Origin of the sequence: Algibacter sp. AS12, assembly GCF_046736315.1 — a bacterium.
Taxonomy (GTDB): domain Bacteria; phylum Bacteroidota; class Bacteroidia; order Flavobacteriales; family Flavobacteriaceae; genus Algibacter_B; species Algibacter_B amylolyticus.
The window spans coordinates 2179548-2203606 of sequence record NZ_CP151841.1; the positions used below are offsets into that span (position 1 = coordinate 2179548).

General features: G+C 33.1%; 27 protein-coding genes. 18 read left to right on the plus strand and 9 right to left on the minus strand.

Annotated elements, in window-relative coordinates; all coding sequences use genetic code 11:
- Positions 1-27 precede the first annotated feature (27 nt).
- From AAFN75_RS09020 to AAFN75_RS09030, 3 genes are read left to right on the plus strand one after another with little or no spacing between them, the layout of a single operon-like run.
- A complete protein-coding gene (locus AAFN75_RS09020; RefSeq protein WP_411809239.1) occupies positions 28-750 on the plus strand; it encodes a polyprenol monophosphomannose synthase in 723 nt (240 codons plus the stop codon).
- A 13-nt stretch (positions 751-763) separates the two neighbouring features.
- Positions 764-2104, plus strand: a complete 1341-nt coding sequence (locus AAFN75_RS09025; RefSeq protein WP_411809240.1) for a dihydroorotase — start codon at positions 764-766, stop codon at positions 2102-2104.
- On the plus strand, positions 2101-2691 hold the full coding sequence (locus tag AAFN75_RS09030) for a DUF4296 domain-containing protein (protein ID WP_411809241.1): 591 nt from the start codon (positions 2101-2103) through the stop codon (positions 2689-2691). The genes AAFN75_RS09025 and AAFN75_RS09030 overlap by 4 nt, the downstream gene beginning before the upstream one ends.
- On the opposite strand, the gene AAFN75_RS09035 is transcribed toward AAFN75_RS09030, so the two are convergent.
- On the minus strand, positions 2666-3667 hold the full coding sequence (locus AAFN75_RS09035; RefSeq protein ID WP_411809242.1) for an NAD-dependent epimerase/dehydratase family protein: 1002 nt from the start codon (positions 3665-3667) through the stop codon (positions 2666-2668). The genes AAFN75_RS09030 and AAFN75_RS09035 overlap by 26 nt on opposite strands.
- 87 nt (positions 3668-3754) lie before the next feature.
- On the opposite strand from AAFN75_RS09035, the gene tyrS reads away from it, so the two are divergent.
- The gene (gene tyrS, locus AAFN75_RS09040; RefSeq protein ID WP_411809243.1) at positions 3755-5050 is read left to right on the plus strand and encodes a tyrosine--tRNA ligase; all 1296 of its coding nucleotides are present in this window, start codon (positions 3755-3757) and stop codon (positions 5048-5050) included.
- 125 nt (positions 5051-5175) lie between these two features.
- Here the strand turns inward: tyrS and AAFN75_RS09045 are convergent, their stop codons facing one another.
- The 3 genes from AAFN75_RS09045 to AAFN75_RS09055 all read right to left on the minus strand — a co-directional run bounded on the left by AAFN75_RS09045 (position 5176) and on the right by AAFN75_RS09055 (position 7230).
- Positions 5176-5622 carry a YHS domain-containing (seleno)protein gene (locus AAFN75_RS09045; RefSeq protein WP_411809244.1) on the minus strand — a complete coding sequence of 149 codons (447 nt, stop codon included), beginning with the start codon at positions 5620-5622 and terminating at the stop codon, positions 5176-5178.
- Positions 5623-5668: 46 nt separating this feature from the next.
- On the minus strand, positions 5669-6649 hold the full coding sequence (locus AAFN75_RS09050) for an acyl transferase (protein WP_411809245.1): 981 nt from the start codon (positions 6647-6649) through the stop codon (positions 5669-5671).
- 239 nt (positions 6650-6888) lie between these two features.
- The gene (locus AAFN75_RS09055) at positions 6889-7230 is read right to left on the minus strand and encodes a T9SS type A sorting domain-containing protein (RefSeq protein ID WP_411809246.1); all 342 of its coding nucleotides are present in this window, start codon (positions 7228-7230) and stop codon (positions 6889-6891) included.
- A 194-nt stretch (positions 7231-7424) separates the two neighbouring features.
- On the opposite strand from AAFN75_RS09055, the gene AAFN75_RS09060 reads away from it, so the two are divergent.
- Both AAFN75_RS09060 and AAFN75_RS09065 read left to right on the plus strand, forming a co-directional pair.
- On the plus strand, positions 7425-8105 hold the full coding sequence (locus AAFN75_RS09060) for a response regulator transcription factor (RefSeq protein WP_411809247.1): 681 nt from the start codon (positions 7425-7427) through the stop codon (positions 8103-8105).
- Positions 8106-8107: 2 nt separating this feature from the next.
- Positions 8108-9148 carry a sensor histidine kinase gene (locus AAFN75_RS09065; protein ID WP_411809248.1) on the plus strand — a complete coding sequence of 347 codons (1041 nt, stop codon included), beginning with the start codon at positions 8108-8110 and terminating at the stop codon, positions 9146-9148.
- An 18-nt stretch (positions 9149-9166) separates the two neighbouring features.
- Here AAFN75_RS09065 and AAFN75_RS09070 read toward each other — a convergent pair whose 3' ends face one another.
- A complete protein-coding gene (locus tag AAFN75_RS09070; RefSeq protein WP_411809249.1) occupies positions 9167-10219 on the minus strand; it encodes a glycosyltransferase in 1053 nt (350 codons plus the stop codon).
- 329 nt (positions 10220-10548) lie between these two features.
- On the opposite strand from AAFN75_RS09070, the gene trmB reads away from it, so the two are divergent.
- From trmB to AAFN75_RS09110, 8 genes are all read left to right on the plus strand, one after another.
- On the plus strand, positions 10549-11223 hold the full coding sequence (gene trmB / locus AAFN75_RS09075) for a tRNA (guanosine(46)-N7)-methyltransferase TrmB (RefSeq protein WP_411809250.1): 675 nt from the start codon (positions 10549-10551) through the stop codon (positions 11221-11223).
- 2 nt (positions 11224-11225) lie between these two features.
- Positions 11226-11855, plus strand: coding sequence for a LysE family transporter (locus AAFN75_RS09080; RefSeq protein ID WP_411809251.1), 630 nt, complete (start codon positions 11226-11228; stop codon positions 11853-11855).
- Positions 11856-11858: 3 nt separating this feature from the next.
- Complete coding sequence (locus AAFN75_RS09085) at positions 11859-12188, plus strand: MGMT family protein (RefSeq protein WP_411809252.1); 330 nt, start codon at positions 11859-11861, stop codon at positions 12186-12188.
- Between the two features lie 404 nt (positions 12189-12592).
- A complete protein-coding gene (gene egtB / locus AAFN75_RS09090) occupies positions 12593-13741 on the plus strand; it encodes an ergothioneine biosynthesis protein EgtB (RefSeq protein WP_411809253.1) in 1149 nt (382 codons plus the stop codon).
- 1 nt (position 13742) lies between these two features.
- Complete coding sequence (locus tag AAFN75_RS09095) at positions 13743-14690, plus strand: L-histidine N(alpha)-methyltransferase (RefSeq protein ID WP_411809254.1); 948 nt, start codon at positions 13743-13745, stop codon at positions 14688-14690.
- Positions 14691-14736: 46 nt separating this feature from the next.
- Positions 14737-15471, plus strand: a complete 735-nt coding sequence (locus AAFN75_RS09100) for a flavodoxin family protein (protein WP_411809255.1) — start codon at positions 14737-14739, stop codon at positions 15469-15471.
- A gap of 67 nt (positions 15472-15538) precedes the next feature.
- Positions 15539-16201 carry an aspartate/glutamate racemase family protein gene (locus AAFN75_RS09105; RefSeq protein WP_411809256.1) on the plus strand — a complete coding sequence of 221 codons (663 nt, stop codon included), beginning with the start codon at positions 15539-15541 and terminating at the stop codon, positions 16199-16201.
- Between the two features lie 14 nt (positions 16202-16215).
- The gene (locus AAFN75_RS09110) at positions 16216-17067 is read left to right on the plus strand and encodes an SDR family oxidoreductase (RefSeq protein ID WP_411809257.1); all 852 of its coding nucleotides are present in this window, start codon (positions 16216-16218) and stop codon (positions 17065-17067) included.
- Between the two features lie 116 nt (positions 17068-17183).
- Here the strand turns inward: AAFN75_RS09110 and AAFN75_RS09115 are convergent, their stop codons facing one another.
- Both AAFN75_RS09115 and AAFN75_RS09120 read right to left on the minus strand, forming a co-directional pair.
- Positions 17184-18017, minus strand: coding sequence for a hypothetical protein (locus tag AAFN75_RS09115; protein WP_411809258.1), 834 nt, complete (start codon positions 18015-18017; stop codon positions 17184-17186).
- A gap of 128 nt (positions 18018-18145) precedes the next feature.
- Positions 18146-18721, minus strand: a complete 576-nt coding sequence (locus AAFN75_RS09120; RefSeq protein ID WP_411809259.1) for a hypothetical protein — start codon at positions 18719-18721, stop codon at positions 18146-18148.
- Positions 18722-19038: 317 nt separating this feature from the next.
- Here AAFN75_RS09120 and AAFN75_RS09125 point away from each other — a divergent pair, with 317 nt between their 5' ends.
- The 4 genes from AAFN75_RS09125 to AAFN75_RS09140 all read left to right on the plus strand — a co-directional run bounded on the left by AAFN75_RS09125 (position 19039) and on the right by AAFN75_RS09140 (position 22325).
- Positions 19039-20178 (plus strand): P-loop NTPase, encoded by a 1140-nt coding sequence (locus AAFN75_RS09125; RefSeq protein ID WP_411806057.1) that lies wholly within the window; start codon positions 19039-19041, stop codon positions 20176-20178.
- A 3-nt stretch (positions 20179-20181) separates the two neighbouring features.
- Complete coding sequence (locus AAFN75_RS09130) at positions 20182-20424, plus strand: NifU family protein (protein ID WP_144115271.1); 243 nt, start codon at positions 20182-20184, stop codon at positions 20422-20424.
- A 198-nt stretch (positions 20425-20622) separates the two neighbouring features.
- Entirely contained in the window at positions 20623-20952 is a 330-nt protein-coding gene (locus AAFN75_RS09135) for a ferredoxin (protein WP_411806058.1), read from the plus strand.
- A 374-nt stretch (positions 20953-21326) separates the two neighbouring features.
- Entirely contained in the window at positions 21327-22325 is a 999-nt protein-coding gene (locus AAFN75_RS09140) for a 50S ribosomal protein L11 methyltransferase (RefSeq protein WP_411806059.1), read from the plus strand.
- A 17-nt stretch (positions 22326-22342) separates the two neighbouring features.
- On the opposite strand, the gene AAFN75_RS09145 is transcribed toward AAFN75_RS09140, so the two are convergent.
- A complete protein-coding gene (locus AAFN75_RS09145; RefSeq protein ID WP_411806060.1) occupies positions 22343-23137 on the minus strand; it encodes a DUF1853 family protein in 795 nt (264 codons plus the stop codon).
- Entirely contained in the window at positions 23138-24043 is a 906-nt protein-coding gene (locus AAFN75_RS09150; RefSeq protein ID WP_411806061.1) for a serine/threonine protein phosphatase, read from the minus strand. It abuts the gene before it with no gap.
- Positions 24044-24059: the final 16 nt, after the last annotated feature.

Genomic DNA, 24059 nt, shown 5'->3' on the forward strand with positions numbered 1-24059 from the left:
ATAAAAAAGATTGACCAAACAAAGTATATGTCGAAAACGGTTGTAATTATTCCAACATACAATGAGATTGAAAATATAGAAGCCATTATTAGGGCGGTGTTTTCGCAATCGCCTATGTTACACATTCTTATTGTTGATGATAATTCTCCAGATTTAACGGCTTTAAAGGTTAGGGAACTTCAAAAAGAATTTAATGATAAATTGTTTTTAGAAGTTAGAAAAGAAAAATCTGGGTTAGGAACAGCTTACATTCATGGTTTTAAATGGAGTTTAGCAGAAGGTTATGATTATATTTTTGAGATGGATGCTGATTTTTCGCATGATCCAAAAGATATTTTAAAACTTTATCATGCTTGTAATAATGAAGGTGCAGATTTAGCCATTGGGTCGCGTTATAAAACCGGTGTAAATGTGGTTAATTGGCCAATGAATAGAGTACTAATGTCTTACGGCGCATCAAAATATGTTCGACTTATTACAGGCATGAAAATACATGATACCACAGCAGGATTTGTCTGTTATAAGAAGGAAGTGTTAGAAACCATAGATTTAAATGCTGTAAAGTTTATAGGTTATGCCTTTCAAATAGAAATGAAATTTAAGGCCTACTTAAAAGGGTTTAAAATAGTAGAAGTACCAGTAATATTTACTGATAGAACATTAGGTGAATCAAAATTACATTCAGGAATTATTTCTGAAGCTATTTTTGGGGTTATCTCAATGAAGTTGAAAAGTTTATTTAAGAAATGAGAAACGTATGCAAATGAAAATTAAACTAATTAAGAACGCTAAAATAGTTAACGAAGGCACTATTTTTAATGGCGATGTATTAATTGAAGGCGACTATATTAAGCAAATTGGGGAGTTTATTAGTCCTAAATCTGCCGATGTTCAAGTTTATGATGCCGAAGGAAAATATCTTTTACCTGGGGTTATAGACGATCAGGTTCATTTTAGAGAACCAGGTTTAACTCATAAGGGTAATATTGAAACCGAATCTAGAGCTGCAATTGCAGGAGGTATTACATCTTTTATTGAAATGCCAAATACAAACCCGCAATCTACAACTATTGAAAAGTTAGAGGAGAAATTTGATATTGCAGCAAAAACATCGTCTGCAAACTATTCCTTTATGTTTGGTGGTACTAACGATAATTTAGACGAGATTTTAAAAGTAGACAAAACTAAAGTAGCTGGTTTAAAGCTGTTTTTAGGATCGTCAACAGGAAATATGTTGGTGGATAATCCAGAAGTTTTAGAGAAAATATTCGAAAGTACCGATATGGTTATTTCTGTGCACTGCGAAGATGAGGGCACCATAAAAAGCAATTTAAAGGATCATTTAGATAAGTTTGGAGACGACATTCCTGTTAAATACCATCCCATAATTAGAAGCGAGGAGGCTTGTTATATATCCTCATCTAAAGCTATTGAATTAGCGAAAAAAACAGGAGCGAGGTTACATGTGTTCCATTTATCTACTGGAAAAGAAACAAGTTTATTTACAAATAAAATTCCTTTAGCCGAAAAGAAAATTACGGCAGAGGTTTGTATCCATCACTTATGGTTTTCTGATGAAGATTACGATAAAAAAGGAACCTTAATTAAGTGGAATCCTGCGGTAAAAACTAAAAAAGATAGAGACCAGTTGTGGGAAGCGCTTTTAGATGACAGAATTGATGTTATTGCTACAGATCATGCGCCACATACTAAGGAAGAGAAAAATAACGTTTATACTAGTGCGCCTTCAGGTGGGCCGTTAGTGCAGCATGCTTTACCAGCCATGTTAGAAATGTTTCATAAAGAAAAAATATCTTTAGAAAAAATTGTAGAGAAAATGTGCCATAACCCTTCTATTTTATTTCAAGTGGAAAAAAGAGGGTATATTAAGGAAGGTTATTTTGCCGATTTAGTATTAGTAGATTTAAATAATCCATGGACGGTAACACAAGATAATATTTTATATAAATGTGGATGGTCTCCTTTTGAAGGTGCGACTTTTAAATCTAGAATTACACATACATTTTTAAATGGTACCTTGGTATATCATAATGCAAAGTTTAATGATGTTAAAGCAGCAAAACGCTTAACTTTTAATAGATGATTTTAAAACGACTTTTACTTCTAATTGGAATACTTTTTATGGCATTAGCTTGCACTAATTTAAAAGGTCCGGAAAAGCCAGAAAACTTAATTTCTAAGGAGAAAATGGTGGACATTTTAATTGACGCGAGACTCATTACTTCTGCCAATTCTAAAAACAAGTTGATCATGAGAAATAGTGGTCTGGATATGAATAATTATGTATTTGAAAAACATAATATTGATAGTTTGCAATTTGCCTTAAGTAATAGTTATTACTCTTATTATGTTGAAGAGTACGAGGATATTTATACCAAATTAACCGATAGCTTAAAAGTATTAAAAGAAGCTTTAAAGGATCAGGAGGCTAAAGAGTGGAAAGAAGAAACTAAAAAAGAAGCAGATTCTTTGCAAGCTGTTTTAAAAGAAAAAAAGAGTATTAGCGATTCTTTAGATCTGAAGAAAATTGATAAAAAGCTTTCTCAAATGCAAGAAGGCGAAGCTTTAAAGAAACAAATTCGCGAAATAGACGAAGAAAAATTATTAGAGGAAAGTATTCAGGAAATAGAAGGTTTAGTAGAACCTATTTCAGATAAAGATTTCCAATAACGGTAATAGTTTTATCAACAGCTTTAAATTTATAATTTAAAGCTGTTTTTATTTTAGCACTACTATAATGCGTCTCTGTGGTTAGCGATTTGGCTAGATGTTTAGTTATAAGTCGTCGTTTACCTGTTAATTTATGTTTTAGCCAATCCATTCTCCAAGCTATATTTAAAAGGCTTTTGCTAGCTTGTTTTGTAGGAGGTTTTGTGTTTACAGCGTTTGCTAAGGCGTTTAAAAAGGTTTTATAAGTCCAGTTTTCTGCAACCAAAATAAAGCGTTCGTTTTTAATTTCGCTATCCATTAAAGCAATCATTATATCTACGACATCATCTACGGCTACCAATCCAACAGTTCCAGAAGTATAGTATTTAAAACCTTTTTTAGCTTTTTTAAATAAATTCCCTGTACCATAACGCCAAATGCCAGCGCCTAAAATAACACCAGGGTTCACAATTACAGCATCAAGACCTTCTTGTGTGCCTCTCCAAACTTCCATTTCGGCACCATATTTTGTAATGGCGTAAACGTTATTGTCGTCTTCAGGGTTCCAAATGGTATCTTCTGTAATCTCCGTATTATTTAGAGTATTGCCTAAAGTAGCTATAGAACTTACATAACAAAGTTTTTCAATATTGCCAGAAATACAAAGGTTTACAATATTTGCAGTGCCTTCAATATTTGTTTTTCGTAAAAGTTGGTATTTATCGGGCTCAAACGATACAAATGCAGCGCAATGATACACTTTAGTAACTCCTGCAAAAGCATCCATTAACGCAGGAACATCCAAAAGGTCGGCTTCAACCCATTCTATGGTGTTAAATAAGGTATCGCTATATCCAGAATAGCAAGAAAATACATTTTTAGTGTTAGAAATTTTTTGCTTATTTCTGTAAATAGCTCTTACTTTCTTATTATCGGAAGCAAGTTTATATAGTAAATGCGCTCCAACTAGTCCTGTTCCTCCTGTTACTAAAATCATGCAACTAATTTAAAGAATTATTCATAATCCATAAGGAATTATACTTGTATTTTTATCTTTGCATAGTTTTGTAAAAATTTAAGAATAATGATAAAGAATTTTGTTGAAGAATTAACTTGGAGAGGCATGATACAAGATAGCATGCCAGGTACCGAGGAGCATCTATTAGAATCTATGCGTTTGGCTTATGTTGGTATTGATCCAACAGCCGATTCATTGCATATAGGTCATTTGGTAGGTGTTATGGGATTAAGACATTTTCAATTATCAGGACATAAGCCTGTTGCGCTTGTTGGTGGAGCTACGGGAATGATTGGAGATCCTTCAGGGAAATCTGCCGAGCGTAATTTGCTAGATGAAAAAACATTAGAGCATAACCAAAATGCTATTAAAGAGCAATTGTCTCGATTTTTAGATTTTGATAGCGATGCCGATAATGCAGCCATCATAGTTAATAATTATGATTGGATGAAAAAGTTTTCATTTCTTGAGTTTATTAGAGATGTAGGCAAGCATATTACCGTAAATTACATGATGGCCAAAGACTCTGTTAGAAAACGGTTGTCTTCTGAGTCTTCGGTAGGTATGAGTTTTACCGAGTTTACCTACCAATTAGTACAAGGATATGATTTCTTGCATTTATACCGAAACAAGCAATGTACTTTACAAATGGGAGGAAGTGACCAATGGGGAAACATTACCACTGGTACAGAATTGATACGACGTGTAGATGCTGGAAAAGGTTACGCTTTAACATGGCCTTTAATTACTAAGGCAGATGGTACTAAATTTGGTAAGACCGAAGGTGGAAATATTTGGTTAGATACCAAAAGAACATCACCTTATAAATTCTACCAATATTGGTTAAATACTAGTGATATCGATGCTGAAAAGTACATTAAGATATTTACGTTTCTTGAAAAAGAAGAAATATCAGCCTTAATTGAAGAGCATAAACAAGCACCACATTTAAGAGTGTTGCAAAAGCGTTTAGCTGAAGAAATTACTGTAATGGTGCACTCGCAAGAAGATTTAGATAATGCTATTAAAGCCAGTAGTATTTTATTTGGAAAATCGACTAGTGAAGATTTAAAGCAATTAAACGAACAAACGTTTTTAGATGTTTTTGATGGTGTGCCACAAACGCAAATTGAGAAATCTGAAATAGAAAACGGATTAGATATTATTGCAGCTTTAGCTGAAAAAGGAGGGTTTTTAAAATCGAATGGCGAAGCAAGAAGAGCACTAAAAGAAAACTCTATTTCTGTAAATAAAGAAAAAGTAAAAGACGATTATAGCATTACTGCAAAAGACTTAATCAATAATAAGTTTGTATTGCTGCAGCGTGGTAAAAAGAATTACTTCGTATTACAAATTGTATAAAATCAATAAAGCCTGAGTGAAAACTCAGGCTTTATAATTAACCAACTAACTAAAAAGCTAATTTTTCTTTTTCTTAGCTTTTACTTTTGTCGTAATTCTTTTTAAGAACTTACGCCGTTTAAAAATTATTTTTTAAATTTTATATTTTGCCAGTTTTTATCGGCTTTTTCTTTTAATATAGTTTCGTTTTCCTTTTTCCATAACTCTAGAGTATTTGTGCCCCAAGCATTGTAAAACAAATAAAGTTTATTGTCTTTAATTTGAAATGTTTTTGGGTTTATAGAGACTTTATCATTTTTTGCACCAATTGCATAGGCGCAGTAACCTCCGTACGCGGGGATATACTTTTCAGGATGTTTTTTAAATGTGTTTAAATTTTCTGCGCTTGAAAACTTATATTTAGCACCATCAAACGATGTGGTAAAGTTTTTATCACCTTCAATAGCCTCATTATTAAAATAAGCCACCACATCGTAACCATTGGCTATAAATCCTTTTTTTAAGTTGTAATCTATAGATTGTGCCGTTGCGGTAGTAATGCTTAATATAAGTAGAGCAATTAAACTTTTCATAAAACATGTTTTATAATTAGTCTAAAAATTATCAATACCTTACATATTACAGCACCATAAGGTTGCAACCACGAATATCAGAATTATCGAAACGTCCAATAACCTCAAAGGAATTATCGCTATTTACGCGTCCTAAATCTTGAGTAGCAATAAAGGAACACGAGTTAATATTGGCTAAATCTATTATGTTTAAACCACCAGCTTTTCCAGAATCTTGAATAGTAAGTGCATCTTCGGTATCGCGAGTTAAAACGCGCATCCAAGGCGGACAATTAAATACTCCGTTTCCTTTGGAGTAGGCCTGACTTAAAAGTTCGGTCATGCCATATTCGCTGTGAATGTGGTTTACACCCAAACCTTTTTTTAACGTTTCATGAAGTTCGGTTCTAATGAGTTCCTTTCTACGACCTTTCATGCCACCAGTTTCCATGATAATGGTGTTTTTTAAATTAAATTGATAGGTTTCAATTAAATCTAGTAAGGCAAATGAAACACCAATAAGAATAATTTTTTTACCAGCTGCATCCAATGTAATTAAAGTGTCTTTTAATTCTGAAAGGTTATTTAAGTAAAAGCCACTTTCGGGATGTTTAGAGGTTTTTATCATGGCATCTACCATGTATATTAACGACGATCCTTGGCGTTCTAAATACGATGGTAAAAGCCCTAAAACTACAAAGTCTTCGATGGGGCCATAAAAGTCTTGAAAGCCTTCTGTAAAGCTTTGCTGGTAAACATCTAAATTGGTAACATGGTGCTTACTGGTTTCACTTCCGGTAGTGCCCGAGCTCGTAAATGTGGTTTGTGTTGGTGCAGAATCGCTTAAAATGTCTCGCGTTTTAAAAAACTGAATGGGCAAAAAAGGGATGTCTTTAAGTGTTTTTACATCGCTAGGGTGTATGTACAATAAATCGCAAAACGATCTGTAAACTTTATTGTTATCAAACTGAAACTTGAAGATTTTAAGTGCTACATCTTCAAAGTCTGTTTGGGTTTTAATATTAAATATGGATTGTATATCTATCATGCTTTAACAAAGAAACAAAAGTACGTAATACAATTTATTAATAGGGTATTCTAATGTAAGTAGAACTGTTGAAATTTAGTTGGAATTTGCGTTAGGGATTGCAAAGGAAAGCCCACAGCCTGACGAAGGAAGTGCGAGGACTTGTATTGTAAAGCCCGACCCTTTAGGGTAACGCCCAAAAAAGAACAAAAAAAAGCGCTGTTATAAACAACGCCTTGGTAATATTTTAAATTAAAGCATTACCGAATTACAAGTTTTCTGGATTCGCTAACGTTATTTTCGCTAATTTTTAAAATGTAAACGCCTTTTTGTAGGTTAATAACGTTTAACTCTTTTCCTGCCAAAATTGTGGCAAAAATCTTTTTTCCTAACACATCAAAAATTTCTATATTTTTAATTAGGCTACGTTTAGAGCTAATGTTTATGTACGGTTTTGATGCACTTACCGGGTTAGGGTAAATATTTAAACCTTCAATTTTTGAAGGCGAAGCTGTGTTTTGAGCATACTCTTGAGCCCCGACATGTTGCGAGGTAAAACACGCTAAGCTTAAAAATAAAATTAAAAAGTAAACTTTTTTCATATAATACGATTTGGTGTTATAAAAGTAATAAATTACTACAAAAGTGATGCCAAAATTGTGTTAAAGATTAACGTAATTGGTCGAAATGTTAACCCCAAGTAAGTCTATTGTTACGTAATTGTTATTTATTTTAATATTTTTATAAACTTATATTATTAGCTTTATCTTTACTTCAAGAAACAATTATTTTTATAATGAAAAACAAGGATATTAAGATTTTATTGGTTGATGATGAGCCGGATATTTTAGAAATAGTTGGTTATAATTTATCCAATGAAGGATATCAAGTTACTACTGCAGAGAATGGATTAGATGGAGTTAAGAAGGCTAAAAGTGAGCTTCCGCATTTAATTATTCTAGATGTTATGATGCCAGAAATGGATGGTATTGAGGCTTGCGAAAATATTAGGAAAATTCCGGAGCTAAAAAATTCTATAATTACGTTTTTAACGGCTAGAGGCGAAGATTACTCTCAAGTAGCTGGGTTTGATGCTGGCGCCGACGATTATATTACTAAACCCATTAAGCCAAAGGTTTTAATAAGTAAAGTTAAAGCGCTTTTAAGACGCTTTAAAGAGGTTGAGGTTGCCGATACTTTAAAGGTTGGTAGCTTGGTTATTAATAGAGATGAGTATAAAATTATATCGAAAGGTAAAGAGCTTGTTTTGCCTAGAAAAGAATTTGAATTATTATCTTTACTTGCATCCAAACCAGGAAAAGTATTTAAAAGAGATGAAATTCTTGATGCTGTTTGGGGTAACGAGGTTGTTGTAGGTGGCAGAACTATTGATGTTCATATTAGAAAACTTCGCGAAAAATTAGGCGATAAAAGCTTTAAAACAATTAAAGGCGTAGGCTATAAGTTTGTAGAATAATAATGCAGGCAAAATTTAAAAAATCATATCGCTTTGCTGCTCGTACGGCAATGTTTATAACATTATACACAACACTCTTAATGAGTGTTTTTTTGTATTTCTACTTCCAATTGCTATGGTATTTTCCAATCTTGTTTGCCCTAGCCGTGTTTTTGTTTTCTTTTTTAATTATTCAATATAGCGTAGAGCGCTTTATATATAGGCGTGTAAAAAAAATATACGACGACTTAACTCTTTTAGAATCGGCAAGCTTGTCTAAAGGCGCGATTACTACCGATATGCATACGCTTACCCAAGAAATAGATCGTTTTGCAAGAGATAAAAAGTTTGAAATTGAAGCCTTAAAAGTTAGAGAGGCTTACCGAAAAGATTTTTTAGGAAATGTATCGCATGAGTTAAAAACGCCATTGTTTACAGTACAAGGTTATATTTTAACCTTGCTTGATGGTGCCATGGACGATAAAAATATTAGAGAAAAATACCTAGAACGTGCCAGTAAAGGTATTGAGAGATTGGGCTATATTATTAAAGATTTAGACATGATTACCAAACTAGAAGTTGGCGATTTAAGTTTAAATATGGAGGTTTTTGATATTGTTGAGCTTGTAGATAACGTATTTGATATGTTAGAAATGAAGGCTCACAAGAAAAGAATAACACTAATTTTCGATAGAGATTACCCAAATCCTATTATGGTAAATGCCGATAGAGAGCGTGTACAACAAGTATTAGCTAATTTAATTGTAAACTCTATAAAATATGGCGCCGATAAAGGAACCACAGAAATTAGTATAGAAAACCTTATTAAAAACAAAGTTATTGTTCGTGTAACAGATAATGGCGAAGGTATAGCGAAAGAGCATATACCAAGATTGTTTGAGCGTTTTTACCGTGTAGATAAAAGTGGCTCTCGTAAAGAAGGCGGTTCTGGTTTAGGGCTTTCTATAGTAAAGCATATTATCGAGGCGCATCACGAAAAAATATATGTGGAGAGCGAGTTTGGTGTGGGTAGCGAGTTCTCGTTTACTTTAGAAAAAGCATAGGTTTCTTAAACGTTTAAATTAGCTATTAAATAGCGAAAACAAGTCCTCGTAATCCGTATTAAAATCAAAAGCCGTTAAGCCCATATATTTCCTGTTGTTATTCAATTTATCTAACGTAAAGTCATCTTGAGAGCACGTTGGTACCAAATGCATCTCGCTAAGTCTGTTTGCTAAATAAACCTGCTCAAACTGCCCTGGCGTAGGTATAAAAAAAGCCTTTTTATTCAGTTTAGCTAAATCCATTACCGTAGTGTAACCCGATCTAGATACCACCAAAGCACTTTCATTTATGGTCTTTTCTAATAATTTAGAGGTCATAAAATTATAAATAGTCAAGTTACCCAAAAGCTGTATGCTTTGTTCTGGCTCCATCACACCTTTTACAAAAACCACTTTGCCGTTAAAGTTTTCAAATTCAGTAAGTAATTTTTCTTCAAGCAAAGTGCGTTGTGGTTCTGGGCCCGATAATAAAACCAAAATATCATTTTTAATTTCTGGGTCCGTTTTTGTAAATCTACTCAGCGGTCCCAAATATTTTATAGGCACATCAAACGCATCAACATGCCCTAATTTACCACTCAAATTTAAAGTGCCTGCAGCATCCGGCACCCAACAAACATCAAACTTTTTTATTATTTTCTGGTGCATTTTTGTGCTTAACCACGTCGTATTACCGCTCAATACATTCAGTTGGTGTGTAATAAAAACCGACGGCACATTTTTATGTCTAACCCCTAATCTATTATCCGAAATTATCCCGCAAATATCATTGTTTTCAACAATAGCCTTAATCGCTTTTTTTTCAGCATTAATCGCCTTTAAAAGTTTGGGCGAATCCTTAAGTAATTTTAGCTTAAAAAGTTTTCCGTTTTTAGAGTACGTTACATTGTACGATGGTAACTCTATAGTAGGAATAATCGGAAATTCCTTCCGCAACAGCGTTAAAGCCACACCATCGCTAGCAATTATAGGAGCAAAACCCGCACTAATTAAGGCGTTAATTATGGGGATGCAACGTGTGGCATGCCCAAGCCCCCAATTTAAAGGCGCAACTAAAATGCGTTTTTTCATAACTAATTATTTGGGCGTGCCCCAAGGGTCGGGCTTTACGCTAAATCTTTTTTTGCCATTTATGGCAGCAAAAAAAGGATACCGCTTCAATCCCTCACGCACTTATTTGCTAAGCTCAAAGATAAAGATATAATGGTTCGGGTATATTTCTATAATATTAAGAAATTCCCTTAGTATCAACCTTAGCCTTTTCAATAAAATTAACAAGGCGGTAAATTGTAATATATTAACCAAACAATAATACAGGAATTTAAAGTAGCCGTTTTTGTTCCAATAAATTCTCTACTTTTGCCAAAAATTATATACTAACAAGAAATCGTTAATACACTTTGGGAAGTAAAAATAAACTTAGAAGATTTAAAGAAAACGAAACGTTTTCAAATGTCGTTCAACCCACAAGAGAAGATTTGGTAAACTCAAATTTTAAGTACAAGGGAAACTGGAGAGCAGAAGTTTTTAAAAACGATAACCCTTTGGTTTTAGAGTTAGGTTGTGGTAAAGGCGAGTATTCTGTGGCTTTAGCAAAAAAATATCCTAATAAAAACTTTATAGGTATCGATATAAAAGGCGCTCGTTTTTGGCGAGGTGCCAAAACAGCCATTCAAGAAAACATACCTAACGTAGCTTTTTTACGTACACAAATTGAGATAATAGACCATGCCTTTGCCGAAAACGAGGTAGACGAAATTTGGATAACCTTCCCAGATCCGCAAATAAAATATAAGCGTACCAAACACCGTATGACAAATGCCGTTTTTTTGGAGCGTTATAAACAAATTTTAAAACCCGAAGGCGAGGTTAACCTAAAAACCGATAGCGAATTTATGCACGGTTACACCCTTGGTTTATTGCATGGTGCAGGACACGAGGTGCTTTATGCTAACCACAATGTGTATAAGCAAGAAGGTAGTCCAGAGGAAGTTACAAGCATTCAAACCTTTTACGAGTCGCAATATTTAGAAAAAAATAAAGCCATTACCTACATTAAATTCAAAATAAAATAAGCGTGAATATCACCTTTATATTCTTTTTAGGTTTGTTTTTTGCAATGATTGGCGTTATACCGCCAGGGTTGTTAAACATGACGGCAGCCAAAATAAGTCTAAAAGAAGGCCATGTTAGAGGTATTGTGTTTTCCGCAGGCGTATGTGTTATCGTTTTAATACAAACGTATTTAGCAAGTATTTTTGCTCGCTATTTAAGCAAGCATCACGAAGTTATAGGCATTTTACGAGCCGTTGCTTTGGTTATTTTTATATTAATAACCATTTACTTTTTATTTATAGCCAAATCGGAACCCAAGCAGCAAAAGGAACCAAAAAGGCGCAGTAAACATAGTCGGTTTTTTCAAGGTATGTTTTTATCTGGTATTAATGTGTTTCCTATACCATATCAAGCCTATATGACTATTACATTAGCTTCTTTTGGTTGGATGACTTTCGAGCAAACTAGTATTATGGCCTATGTAGTTGGAGCTGCTACAGGTACATTTGTAACCCTTTATATGTATATTTTCTTTTTCGATAAAATAAAAGGAAAAACCTTTACGTCTCAAAAAAACATGAACCGTATTATTGGCGGAATTACAGGGGTTATTTCTATTGTAACCATTATTAACATGATACAAGATTTTTAAGCCATGAAGTTAGAAACCCTTAATTTTTTCGATAAAGTTTATGAGGTGGCTAAGTTAATTCCTTACGGTCGTGTTACAAGTTATGGCGCTATAGCTAAGTATTTAGGTGCAGCCCGAAGTGCGAGAATGGTAGGGTATGCCATGAATGGTTCTCACGGTAAAGATGTTCCGGCACATCGTGTTGTAAATAGAAAAGGCTTACTTACAGGTAAGCATCATTTTGATGGTACAAACCTCATGCAACAACTACTAGAAAGTGAAGGTATTTCCGTAATCGAAAATCAAATACAAAACCTAGAAACCGTGTATTGGGATCCTTCTAAGGAATTATAGCGGTTTATTTCATCCTTTTTTTTAAGATTAATTTCTTTCTATAGTTCATTTGATAATAGTAGGAAGCCAATTAAATCAAGCTTCTAACGATTTGGAGTTGGCTATAATTTATCATATTTTTATAAGCAGAAGGTTTTATCGGGATATTTTCGAAGGTAAATTGTACCATTAAATTCGTGTTTATCTCAATTATAAACTTTTTAAAATGTTTAAGAACCCTTTTAAAAGTTTTAAAATTCAACTGATTCCATTTTTTGTTTTATCTTATCATTGTCCTTTAGGAAAAAAAGTGAAGCTTAATTAAGCTTTTCTGTAAGTATATCTGTTTTTCGGAGACATAATTATGGTAAAAATTATGACTTTAACCTTCATAAAACAATACAAATTTCACGTTAATAATATTTATGAATATAAACGAACGCTATAAAAGTGTTAGACAACAAACTATTGATTTTTGTAGTTATTTGCAACCAGAAGATTATGCTATTCAAGTAGTTCAATTTGCGAGTCCTGCAAAATGGCATTTGGCGCATACCACTTGGTTTTTCGAAACTTTTATCTTAAAAACAGAATTGGATGGTTATGCCGAATATGATTCAAATTTCAATTTTTTATTTAATAGTTATTATAATAATGTTGGTAGCAGAGTTCTCCAGTCTAATAGAGGTAATATGTCTCGCCCAAGTACCGATGCTATTTTTGCTTACAGAGATTATGTAGATAAACATATGTTGAATTTCTTTGAAACTAAGCTAGAGCAGAACGTATTAGAATTAGTGATTTTAGGTCTAAATCACGAACAGCAACATCAAGAATTACTAATTACCGATGTAAAGTATATGCTTGGTAATAACGCGCTGTTTCCTGTTTTTAATAGCGATTTCAATTTAATAAAAGATGAAAACACAGCTGCCGATACTGTAAAAATATCAGCAGGTGTTTACAAGATAGGACATCAGGATAATGGGTTCTGCTATGATAATGAATTAGGTGTGCATAAGGTTTATGTACCCGATTTTGAAATTAATAACTTTTTAGTAACCAATGGAGATTACATGGCTTTTATGGAAGCCGGCGGTTACTCCGATTTTAATCTTTGGTTAGATGAAGGTTGGACTTGGGTAAATAAGGAGCAAACTAAAGCTCCCATGTATTGGCACCAAATAGATGGAGAATGGCATGTTTATACCCTTGCCGGAATACAAAAAGTAGATAAAAATGCTGTTTTAAGCCACATTAACTTTTACGAAGCCAATGCGTATGCCGAATGGAAAGGTATGCGATTACCAACCGAGTTTGAGTGGGAAGTTGCTGCTCAAAAGTTAGATTGGGGCAAACGTTGGGAATGGACCAGTAGTGCTTATTTGCCTTATCCAAATTTTGTGAAAGAAAACGGAGCTGTTGGAGAGTACAACGGGAAGTTTATGAGTAATAAAATGGTGTTAAGAGGCGCTTCGGTGGCAACATCTCAAAACCATAGTCGAAAGACGTATCGCAATTTTTTTCACCCTTCGGAACGTTGGCAGTTTACCGGAATAAGATTAGTAAAGTAATATGACAGAAGTTTTTAAAAATGAAGTTGATAAAGGATTACAAGAGGATAACAAAACATTACCATCAAAGTATTTTTATGATAAGATAGGTGATGCGCTTTTTGTAGAAATTATGAATCTACCGGAATATTATCTAACCCGATGTGAGTTAGATATTTTTCAGAATAAAACCCAGGAGCTTATTGAATCCTTTAGCGTTTCAACAGATTCTTATTTTGAGTTGATAGAATTAGGAGCTGGAGATGGTACAAAAACAAAAGAACTACTTAGGTCTTTAGATGCTCAAAATTATAATTTCGATTATTTTCCTATCGATATTTCTTCCAATGCATTGAGTTTATTGGAAAAAGATTTAAAAAGCGAGCTTCCAAATTTGTCTGTACAAATTCAAGAAGGCGATTATTTTAAGGTTTTAGCGTCCTTAAAGGAGAGTAAGAAACCTAAAATAGTACTGTTTTTAGGGTCTAACATAGGGAATATGTCCGATGATATGGCGGCCGAATTTATTTATAATTTAGGATCTAACCTGCAAGCAGGAGATAAACTCTTATTGGGTGTAGATTTAATAAAGGCGAGACATGTTGTGCTTCCGGCTTATAATGATAGTCGGGGAATAACAGAAAAATTCAATCTTAATTTATTAGATAGAATTAATAACGAATTAGGTGGGAATTTTAATCTAAACCAGTTTAAACATCAGCCTGAATATGATGAGCGCGAAGGTGTTGCCAAAAGCTTTATTGTGAGCACAGTTAATCAGTCAGTTGAGATTAATGCCACCGGAAAAACTTATAATTTTACTGAAGGAGAAAAAATTCATACTGAAATATCTAGAAAATATAATGATGCGTTAATTGAGAAAATAATCGAGAAAACCGATTTTAATCTTGAAACTAAAATACTAGATAGTAAGGCTTATTTTGCAGATTATATTCTTAGAAGAGATTAAAATATGATGTTTTGAATAATAGAATTTAATAATAAAACCGATAGCTATGAGCGAGAAAATATTTAAAGACCTGAAAGCAATTTATGTAAATTGTACACTGAAGAAATCTCCAATGGAGAGTCATACATCTAAACTCATAGAGGTTTCAAAATCTATTATGAAGAGCGAAGGTGTTTCTTTAGAAGATATTCGATTTATTGATCATGATGTTGCTACTGGTGTTTATCCAGATATGAAGGAACATGGATGGGAAAAAGATGAATGGCCAGAGCTTTTTAAAAAAATTTTTGATGCCGATATTCTTATTGTTGGTACACCTATTTGGCTTGGAGAAAAATCGTCTATTGCTCAGAAATTAATTGAAAGATTGTATGGTATGAGCGGGCAAACAAACGATAAAGGACAATATAGTTTTTATGGTAAAGTTGGTGGATGCATGGTAACTGGTAATGAAGATGGTGTAAAACATTGTGCTATGGGTATATTGTATTCGCTTCAGCATGTTGGGTATTCTATACCGCCACAAGCCGATTGCGGATGGATTGGAGAAGTAGGACCCGGACCAAGTTATGGCGATACAGAGTGGAAGGGCGAAAAACTAGAGAAACCAATGGGTTTTGGCTCCGATTTCACTAATCGTAATACAACATTTATGACCTATAATTTACTACATTTATCCTCTATGTTAAAAAAGCAAGGTGGATACCCAAGTTATGGAAACTCAAGAGAAGATTGGGATGATGGTAGAAGGTGGAATTTTGAAAACCCAGAATACCGCTAAAAATAAGGTATTGAAAGCCTGTGCTTTAGAAGACAACTAATGTTAATCCCTTTTAAATATACTTAATATGGATAGCGTAAAACTTGCTGTTTTAGGTCTCGGAAGTCAAACGACCACGTTTTACATTAGTGAGTTAAACAGATTATATAATGATAAATATGGAGGTTATAGTACATGTCCGTTTATTATGTGGAATGCAAATTTTGATGCTATAAATTCACTTTTACCAAATATATCAGAGAAACTAAATACGCTAACTCAAGGTTGTATTAACGAAATAGAAAAATTAGATATATCACATATTTTGGTTCCTAATATCACTTTGCACGAAAGTATAGGTCAAATTGAGGTACGGAAAACTATTTTGCATCCTGTTTATATAACGGTTGCAAAAATTAAAACCTTAAAACTCTCAAAAGTAGTTTTAATGGCTTCGGAATACACTATGAATTCCGCATATATACGTTCCGTTTTCAACGCAAATAAAATAGAAATAGAGATTCCTTCGGAAGAAGATCGACTTCAAATTGATACCTTTCGAAAACAAGTTTATGCTAAGAAAGAGACCGAAGAAGGTATAGTAAATTTTCATAAAATTATTGAAAAATACACAGTTAAAAATACAGTGTTGTTGGCTTGTACAGAGTTGTCTGTTTTTAAGCCTAAAAATAATAAGCACCTTTTAGATATGGTGGAAATTCAAATAATGGAAGCGATAAACGTTTTATAAAATATTTTAATCCAATGAAAATAGCAGTTACTTCGGCAAATGGAAAATTAGGGTCAACCATTGTGAAAAATTTAATTGAAAGTATCGGAAAAGATCATGTAATAGGTATTGCCCGATCACCAGAAAAAGCAAAACACCTTGGCATTGAAATACGAAAAGGCGATTATAATAGTCGTGAAGAATTTGATATCGCATTGCAAGGTATAGATGTTGTTATGTTGCTTTCAGGAATGGATGAACCGGATAAAAGAATTCAACAACACCGCAATGTTATAGATGCTGCCGTTAGTAATAGTGTTAAAAAAATAGTATATACTAGTATTGTTGGCGATGAAAAAAACACCGCTTTTAGCCCCGTTGTACAAAGTAATCGTAAAACAGAACAGGACGTCCAAAACTCGGGTCTTGAATACGCTATTGGTAGAAACGGTATTTATATTGAGCCCGATTTGGAATATTTAGATACTTACATTAAAGAAGGAGAGATTAGAAACTGTGCAGGCGATGGCAAATGTGCCTACACAAGTAGAGCAGAGTTGGGGTATGCCTATACTAAAATGTTGGTAGAAGATAAGCATAACGGTAAAACTTATAATTTAGTGGGCGATGCTATTTCGCAAAGTGAATTGGCAAACTATATAAATCAAGTTTTTAAAACTCAACTTAGTTATAAATCGGTTACGGTACAGGATTATTTGTCTGAAAGAAAAGCGGCGTTGGGCGATTTTCTGGGCACTGTAATAGCTGGAATTTATGAAGGCATTAAAAATGGAGCTAATAATGTGCCTTCAGATTTTGAAAAAGGTGCTGGTCGACCGCATAAATCTATCTTGGAGGTTATTAGGGCTTATAAAAATGCTATTTAAAATCAAAGTAGTTTTATTGTAGGAGTAACATTAAGGGTGTAATTGATTAAGTAAAGAGCGGTGTTAGGTTCTAACACGTATTGTTTGTTATTTTAAATTTATGATTAGAACTCCAATCAAAGTGAAATGCCAACACCTAAACTCACATTACTAAAACCAACATTTCCAATTTTTAAGTGTTCGTAGCCTCCAATAAACTTATATTGTTTTCTGTGGTAATTTAAAAGGCCATTAAATTTATTAACGGTATTATCATTAACCAATACTTGATTAAAATTACATTCCAAACTAAATGGTTTTCCAAAAAACCATTCGGCACCTAAGCCGTATGTAAATCCTAATGCATCCACATCGCCATCAATATAAGCAGCGCCTAAACCCCAATACCCATTAAAGCGTTCGGTACGTACCCGATTATATTTGGCTAAAGCTGTGTAAATCGCTAAAGCGTTTTTGCCAAAGTTTGGGCTGTTTTCCCAAAGCTGTAAATAATCTAACTCTAAACCCATGCGTTTAAAAAATCGCATATCGGCATTTAAATGATTGCCATATAATCTATTGGTTTCAAAAATATATCTAGTGGAAATAGAGGTGGTAAAAATTTCCGAGTCTTCATCCCAATTATAAGAGAAGTTGCCTTTATCAGTGTTTTTGTAAGGATATTTAGTTAAATACGCATTACTTGCTTGGTGTGTGGTTTCAAAAGGACTTTCAATGGCAATACCATAAGCGGTGTAAGCAAATAGTTGTACAAATAACCCACCAACAACATCAGTTAAAAAGTTGCCATCCGAGGTGCTATTGTTGTTTGCGTAAGTAGTTTGAGTTTGGCTGTTACTACTTGTGTTTTTAGATTTTTTTAAGCTCTCTTCAGCCTCTTTAATTTTACCTTGGCTGTAACTTGATACGCTAAAAATAATAGTAATTAAAAAAAGAGTAATGTGCTTCATAATTTAAGTTCGAAAATTCAGAATTAAAATTTCACATAAATTATGCCGTTTTTGATTTTAGTGAGCGATTAGAAAAATAAAAAAACCGCCTAAAGTTTATTTTGGCGGTTTTTTAACTAGTTAGTAAATTATATTCTAGTAAATTCTAATCTTAAATTTACATCAATATCTATATTAAAACCAGATTCACTAACTTGTTCTGATACACCTGTTGTGAGTACTAAAGTGTTTTCGGTAAGCTCTTTAATAATATATTCTGGGTTAGCAGAAATCTCATCGTCTATAACAGGAGCGCTAGTGTTAAACGATCCAAAATCTCCAGAAAATGTTAAAATATTACCATCTCTACTCCAATCCGACTCAGAAGTTATATTGTCTATTGTGCTAGTTTCTGTTGAGCTTGTTCCATTAGCAGAAGAGGTTATTTCAAAATCAAGACTACTATTCTCTGTAAATGCTTTATTTGGGTTTTCAGTAAATGTAAGTATGTAGTCAATATTTATAGCTTTTCCAGTAAACGTAGTTCTTAATGGGTTTCCTTGAAAATTGGTGGATGTGCTGCCATCATTTGTGTAGCTAATTAATTCCCAATTACCTAGCAACTCTCCAGAAGTATCTAATGTGTCGTCACTACTCTCGCAACTAAAAATTGTGGTAGAAAACAAAAATAATAGTACTACGCGTTTAAGTGTTTTGCTTAACATTTTAAAAAGTTTAATTAATTATTTAATTTGTTATATGCTATTTAATGTAAATAACAAACAGTAAAGATAAAATGTTTTAGTAGTATTGAAAGGTGTTCCTTGATTATTGTAAATAATGCATTACACATCTTGATTTTTTTAGATAACGTTAAAAAAATTGGTAATTTTTCAAGTAAATTTTAATAAGCTCTTCCTATTACTCAAAGATATATCATAACTAAAGTTAATAATCCTATCAATAAATCTTCTAACATTGGGTTCAACTCTTCGGGCTTTATTAACTATCTTTGCACTTAGAATTATTCTGAATAAAAGAAATGAAACTAGATAAAAAAGACATACTTAAAGCACTCGAAAACATTACCGTACCTGGTGAAGGACAAAATATGGTAGAGAGCGGTGCTGTAAAAAACGTCATCACTTTTGGCGATGAGGTCATTGTTGATATTACAATACAAAACCCAAGCCTACAAGCTAAAAAGCGTACCGAGGTTGATATTCTTAAAACCATTCACGAAAAGGTTTATGAGAAAGCTAAAATTACGGTAAACGTAAAAGTAGAGACGCCAGCCGAAAAACCAAAAGCAAATGTTATTAAAGGAAAACCAATTCCTGGAATTCAAAATATAGTTGCCGTGGCATCTGGTAAAGGTGGTGTAGGGAAATCTACAGTTACAGCAAATTTAGCTGTTACTTTAGCTAAAATGGGCTTTAAAGTAGGTGTTTTAGATGCCGATATTTACGGGCCATCTATTCCAATAATGTTTGACGTTGCTAACGAGAAACCATTAGCTGTTACTATTGAAGGAAAATCAAAAATGAAGCCTGTCGAAAACTATGGAGTAAAAGTATTATCCATAGGGTTTTTTACAAAACCAGATCAAGCGGTAGTATGGCGTGGGCCAATGGCTGCTAAGGCATTAAATCAAATGATTTTTGATGCACATTGGGGCGAATTAGATTTCTTACTTCTAGACTTACCACCAGGAACAGGCGATATTCATTTAAGTATCATGCAATCTTTACCAATTACAGGAGCAGTTGTAGTTAGTACACCGCAAAATGTAGCTTTAGCCGATGCTAAAAAAGGTGTAGCTATGTTCCAACAAGAAAGTATAAATGTGCCAGTATTAGGAATTATAGAAAATATGGCATACTTTACACCTGCTGAATTACCTGATAATAAATATTTTCTATTTGGTAAAGAAGGTGCTAAACATTTAGCCGAAGACTTAAACGTACCGTTTTTAGGTGAGTTGCCATTAGTTCAAAGCATAAGAGAAGCTGGCGATGTTGGTCGTCCGGCGGCATTACAAACAGCAACGCCATTAGAGCAAGCATTCGAGAAATTAACGCAAAATGTTGTGCAGGAAGTTGTAAGACGAAATGACGATTTACCACCAACCGAAGCTATTAAAATTACAACTATGGCAGGTTGTGCAGCTGTAAAAAAATAAATTATGACCTCAGAAGAACTAAAAGAAAAAGTAGAATTCGCCTTAGAAGAAATTCGTCCGTTCCTGCAAAGTGATGGTGGCGATATCTCATTATTGTCTATTGAAGACGATAAATTAGTAAAAGTACAGTTAAAAGGGGCATGTGTAGGTTGCAGCGTAAACCAAATGACGCTAAAATCAGGCGTAGAAATGACTATTAAAAAATACGCTCCACAAATAGAACAAGTTATTAATATTGAAGCTTAGTGTAAATTACTACTAAACTTTCAATTAAAACATAATTTTAAATAAAAAAGGAATCTTAAAATTGCAAAATTTTGACGATTCCTTATTTTTTACCCCACAATTTAAATTAGCTAAAAAATCATTAAAAAATAAATTTGCAAGTCTTAAATTTGTGGCACGAATTATGAAATGCATTTAGCATAAGTACAAAATAAAGCAATGGAAGACGTAAATATAAAAATCACAGATAGAGACGGAGTAACTCACGATATAGTTGCCCCAACCGATATGGCCATGAATCTTATGGAGGTTGTAAGGTCTTACGAGCTTGCGCCCGAGGGCACCATTGGTGTATGCGGCGGTATGGCTATGTGTGCGTCTTGCCAATGTTACGTGTTAAGCAAAACCAAATTACCAGAAATGGGAGACGATGAAGAGGCAATGTTATCAGAAGCCTTCGATGTTAAAGATAACAGTCGTTTAGGTTGCCAAATCCAAATAACTCCAGAAATGGAAGGATTAGAAGTAGAGTTGGCACCAGAAAGCTAAAATTTCTGCGCAAATAGGAATCTTTTAAAATAAATCTCAAAAGTTAACATTATTTTTAATGGGGCGTTACCAAATCCTTCGTCTCCTATCAGGACAGGCGGTTGGGCTTTTCACTATATCTTTTTTTTGCTGTATATGGCATCAAAAAAAAATTAAGTTTTCAATATATATAATTGGTTTTAAATAAAATATCGATCATTATCAATTAATTTTCGGTAGGATATTAATAATGTAGCTCATTACTTTATATGTAATGTTAAATTCAGTATTTTTTATATATTTGCCGGCTCTATGATGTTTATTAATAGCATATTAATAATTATGTTTACTTCTAGATATTACATAGTTGCTAACCACAGTCAAAACCAAATTAAATGAAACTATTTTCTAATATATTCAGAAAATTATTACTTTATGTTAAAAATAATAAGTTTTTAAAAAACCTTATTTACGATGTTATTAATGAAGATGAGTTTACCGATTATTATTCTCACGAGCGCATGCTATTCGATTCTAAACGAGTCAATAGTTATAATGACGGTTTAGGTAAATATGTAAAACAAGGAGATGTTGTTGTCGATTTAGGAACTGGTACAGGTATATTATCTTTTTTGGCTGCTAAGCAAAAACCAAAAAAGATTTATGCTATCGATCAATCTAATTTTATTCATATAGCTAAAGATATTGCAGATTATAATAAAATTGAAAATATAGAATTTGTCCATAAAAATAGTAGAGAGTTTAAAGTTCAGGATAAAGTAGATGTAATTATTCAAGAGCAAATGGGAACCTTGCTTTTTGAAGAAAATATGATTACCAATATTCTAGATCTTAAAAATAGAGTTTTAAAAGAAAACGGTTTAATTCTACCAGGAAAATTCAGCTTTTTTGTTGAACCTGCATTTTTATTAGGAATTAATACACCGCCTTTAATTTGGGAACAAAAAACACATGGTATCGACTTTAGTTTTTTAAAAGAGAATTATGATTCTAGTAAATTTAAAAAACAAAAAAATGGTATGTTATATCAAACTACTTCGGCATTTAAATATTTTCTATGTAGCCCAAAGCCTATCGTTAATTTCGATTTAAACATAATGCAAAGTCAAGAAGACCTTCAAACATCATTTAATAATATCACAAAAGAAGTTGTAAAAGAAGGAGAATGTAATGCTTTTATTGTTTATTTTCATGCCATTTTTGATGAAGAAAATATACTTTCAACAGCACCAGATTTAAGTGAAACCAGTTGGGACAGAATGCTTTTTAGAACTGAAAAACGACATTATAAGGTAGGAGATAAAATTAATTTTGATTTTAATATGGATAACCTTGTAGATAGAGCAACTTGGTCTTTAAAGGTGAAAAATTAAGTGTTAAAACCCAATAATTACCACCAAACCAAAAACATTTTTTTTAATTCGCCAGTATTAAACTTTACCCAACATAAGGCTGAAAATTTTTGCTCAAAATAATCGTTAGTTTTTGCAATAAAAGAATCAAAATTTAACCAATTCACATGTGTGTGTGGTAACAATAACCAATCTTTTTTGTAAGGAATATAAAATTTACAACCTTCAAATTGATGTAAATCATTTTGGTTAATATAAAACCCTGCAATACAATCCGTATTAAGTGTTTTTAGTTTAATATCCAGGTTGCTAAAAGGGATAAATAATTGCGCTTTAAAATAAACCTGTTGGCTCATATTTTCAGACTCTAATTCAAGTGTCTCTAAATAAGGTTTACAAGCATTAGAATAGAGTAGAGGCAGTTGTTTTTCTTTTAATTTATTAAGTTTTTCAATTAAAGAGTCCTTTCTGTTCGGGCCAATAAAATGTTTAATTTCCGTATCGCCAACAGACGCGTCATACAAATAGAACTTGTAAATAATCTCCAAATGGATAGGCTTTCCATTTCTTTTAAGTAAACAATCAATTTCACCTAAAGTGGTTTTACCATCTTGTATTTGTATGTTTTCAGCTAAAACAGAAAGATTTGGCTGTTGCTCAATTTCAAACGACACAAAGCGCTCAACATATTTTCCGAGACGTAAATTGTCGTCAATTTCAACATCAAATTTATCAACTTTAGAATTTACTTCAAATTGTTGTAAATTATAAACAGCTTCATCTAGCCATAAACATGGTGTTTTTAAAAAGCCTTCATATCTTTTTTGGAGCATTTAATTTTTTGCCGTTTTATAATCCGCCAATTTCCTTGGGCCTTCAAGCAAAACTCTAACAATTTGCAGGACGCCATCATCGTTAGTATCTATTTGCCATTTAATAAGTGATATTTTGCCTTTTTCAATTTCAATACCCGTAATGCTTCTTGGGTGTACACAACTCCCATCATTAAAAAACGCAATATCTCCAGGCTCCGGAAAGCGAGGTCTGTGTGTATGCCCAACAATAGTCATTACATTATTGTTTTCGGTAATCCATCTTTTAGTTCTACGTTCTACCTTTATAAGTTCGGTGTAGTTTTTTGCAGGACTTGTTGGGTCTGCAATACCCATTACATTTAGTGGTTTCCAAAGTACTCGAACCATAAAACGGCTCCATTTCCAAAACAAGAAATTCCACCAATCGGCTTGGTGGCCGTGGGTTAAAAATAATTCTTGCCCAGTCATGCAATGTTTTAATATAATGCCTTCGTGGTACTTTATATCTTTAAAGAGCTCTACATCTTCGCCTACTTTTGGGTCAAAATAGGTAGAAAGGTATTTTTCAACGTATTTAGGATCTCTATACACCATATCATGGTTGCCCCATATCATGTGTAAACGCTCCTTTTTATGAAATTCTTTCATAAGCATATACACGTTTTTATGCGCATTAAGTATAGATTTAAACGACAGGTTTTCCCAAAGCTCATCGCCATCTCCAATTTCGCAATATTGAAACCCTTCGGTATAATAATGCTTTAAAGCATGAAAGTAAATGTTTCGGTTGTTGGCAAAATCGTCGGCAAAACTATTATCACCTCGGTGGCAATCGCTAAATAGAATAAACTTACTGTCATCATCAAAATCGATGATTTTAGCATTTTTATAAGCATTGTCTAATCTTTTCTTGGATGAAAACATGAAGTAAATGTAAACA

Excerpts from the sequence above, each read along its gene's own strand:
- AAFN75_RS09140 (WP_411806059.1), top strand. The coding sequence starts at position 21,327 with ATGAAACTATTTTCTAATATATTCAGAAAATTATTACTTTATGTTAAA.
- AAFN75_RS09150 (WP_411806061.1), bottom strand. The coding sequence starts at position 24,043 with ATGTTTTCATCCAAGAAAAGATTAGACAATGCTTATAAAAATGCTAAA.
- AAFN75_RS09050 (WP_411809245.1), bottom strand. The coding sequence starts at position 6,649 with ATGATAGATATACAATCCATATTTAATATTAAAACCCAAACAGACTTT.
- AAFN75_RS09025 (WP_411809240.1), top strand. The coding sequence starts at position 764 with ATGAAAATTAAACTAATTAAGAACGCTAAAATAGTTAACGAAGGCACT.
- AAFN75_RS09130 (WP_144115271.1), top strand. The coding sequence starts at position 20,182 with ATGACCTCAGAAGAACTAAAAGAAAAAGTAGAATTCGCCTTAGAAGAA.
- AAFN75_RS09065 (WP_411809248.1), top strand. The coding sequence starts at position 8,108 with ATGCAGGCAAAATTTAAAAAATCATATCGCTTTGCTGCTCGTACGGCA.
- tyrS (WP_411809243.1), top strand. The coding sequence starts at position 3,755 with ATGATAAAGAATTTTGTTGAAGAATTAACTTGGAGAGGCATGATACAA.
- AAFN75_RS09125 (WP_411806057.1), top strand. The coding sequence starts at position 19,039 with ATGAAACTAGATAAAAAAGACATACTTAAAGCACTCGAAAACATTACC.
- egtB (WP_411809253.1), top strand. The coding sequence starts at position 12,593 with ATGAATATAAACGAACGCTATAAAAGTGTTAGACAACAAACTATTGAT.
- AAFN75_RS09030 (WP_411809241.1), top strand. The coding sequence starts at position 2,101 with ATGATTTTAAAACGACTTTTACTTCTAATTGGAATACTTTTTATGGCA.
- AAFN75_RS09115 (WP_411809258.1), bottom strand. The coding sequence starts at position 18,017 with ATGAAGCACATTACTCTTTTTTTAATTACTATTATTTTTAGCGTATCA.
- AAFN75_RS09085 (WP_411809252.1), top strand. The coding sequence starts at position 11,859 with ATGAAGTTAGAAACCCTTAATTTTTTCGATAAAGTTTATGAGGTGGCT.
- AAFN75_RS09105 (WP_411809256.1), top strand. The coding sequence starts at position 15,539 with ATGGATAGCGTAAAACTTGCTGTTTTAGGTCTCGGAAGTCAAACGACC.
- AAFN75_RS09135 (WP_411806058.1), top strand. The coding sequence starts at position 20,623 with ATGGAAGACGTAAATATAAAAATCACAGATAGAGACGGAGTAACTCAC.
- AAFN75_RS09070 (WP_411809249.1), bottom strand. The coding sequence starts at position 10,219 with ATGAAAAAACGCATTTTAGTTGCGCCTTTAAATTGGGGGCTTGGGCAT.
- AAFN75_RS09145 (WP_411806060.1), bottom strand. The coding sequence starts at position 23,137 with ATGCTCCAAAAAAGATATGAAGGCTTTTTAAAAACACCATGTTTATGG.
- AAFN75_RS09060 (WP_411809247.1), top strand. The coding sequence starts at position 7,425 with ATGAAAAACAAGGATATTAAGATTTTATTGGTTGATGATGAGCCGGAT.
- AAFN75_RS09055 (WP_411809246.1), bottom strand. The coding sequence starts at position 7,230 with ATGAAAAAAGTTTACTTTTTAATTTTATTTTTAAGCTTAGCGTGTTTT.
- AAFN75_RS09095 (WP_411809254.1), top strand. The coding sequence starts at position 13,743 with ATGACAGAAGTTTTTAAAAATGAAGTTGATAAAGGATTACAAGAGGAT.
- AAFN75_RS09110 (WP_411809257.1), top strand. The coding sequence starts at position 16,216 with ATGAAAATAGCAGTTACTTCGGCAAATGGAAAATTAGGGTCAACCATT.
- AAFN75_RS09045 (WP_411809244.1), bottom strand. The coding sequence starts at position 5,622 with ATGAAAAGTTTAATTGCTCTACTTATATTAAGCATTACTACCGCAACG.
- AAFN75_RS09120 (WP_411809259.1), bottom strand. The coding sequence starts at position 18,721 with ATGTTAAGCAAAACACTTAAACGCGTAGTACTATTATTTTTGTTTTCT.
- AAFN75_RS09020 (WP_411809239.1), top strand. The coding sequence starts at position 28 with ATGTCGAAAACGGTTGTAATTATTCCAACATACAATGAGATTGAAAAT.
- AAFN75_RS09035 (WP_411809242.1), bottom strand. The coding sequence starts at position 3,667 with ATGATTTTAGTAACAGGAGGAACAGGACTAGTTGGAGCGCATTTACTA.
- AAFN75_RS09100 (WP_411809255.1), top strand. The coding sequence starts at position 14,737 with ATGAGCGAGAAAATATTTAAAGACCTGAAAGCAATTTATGTAAATTGT.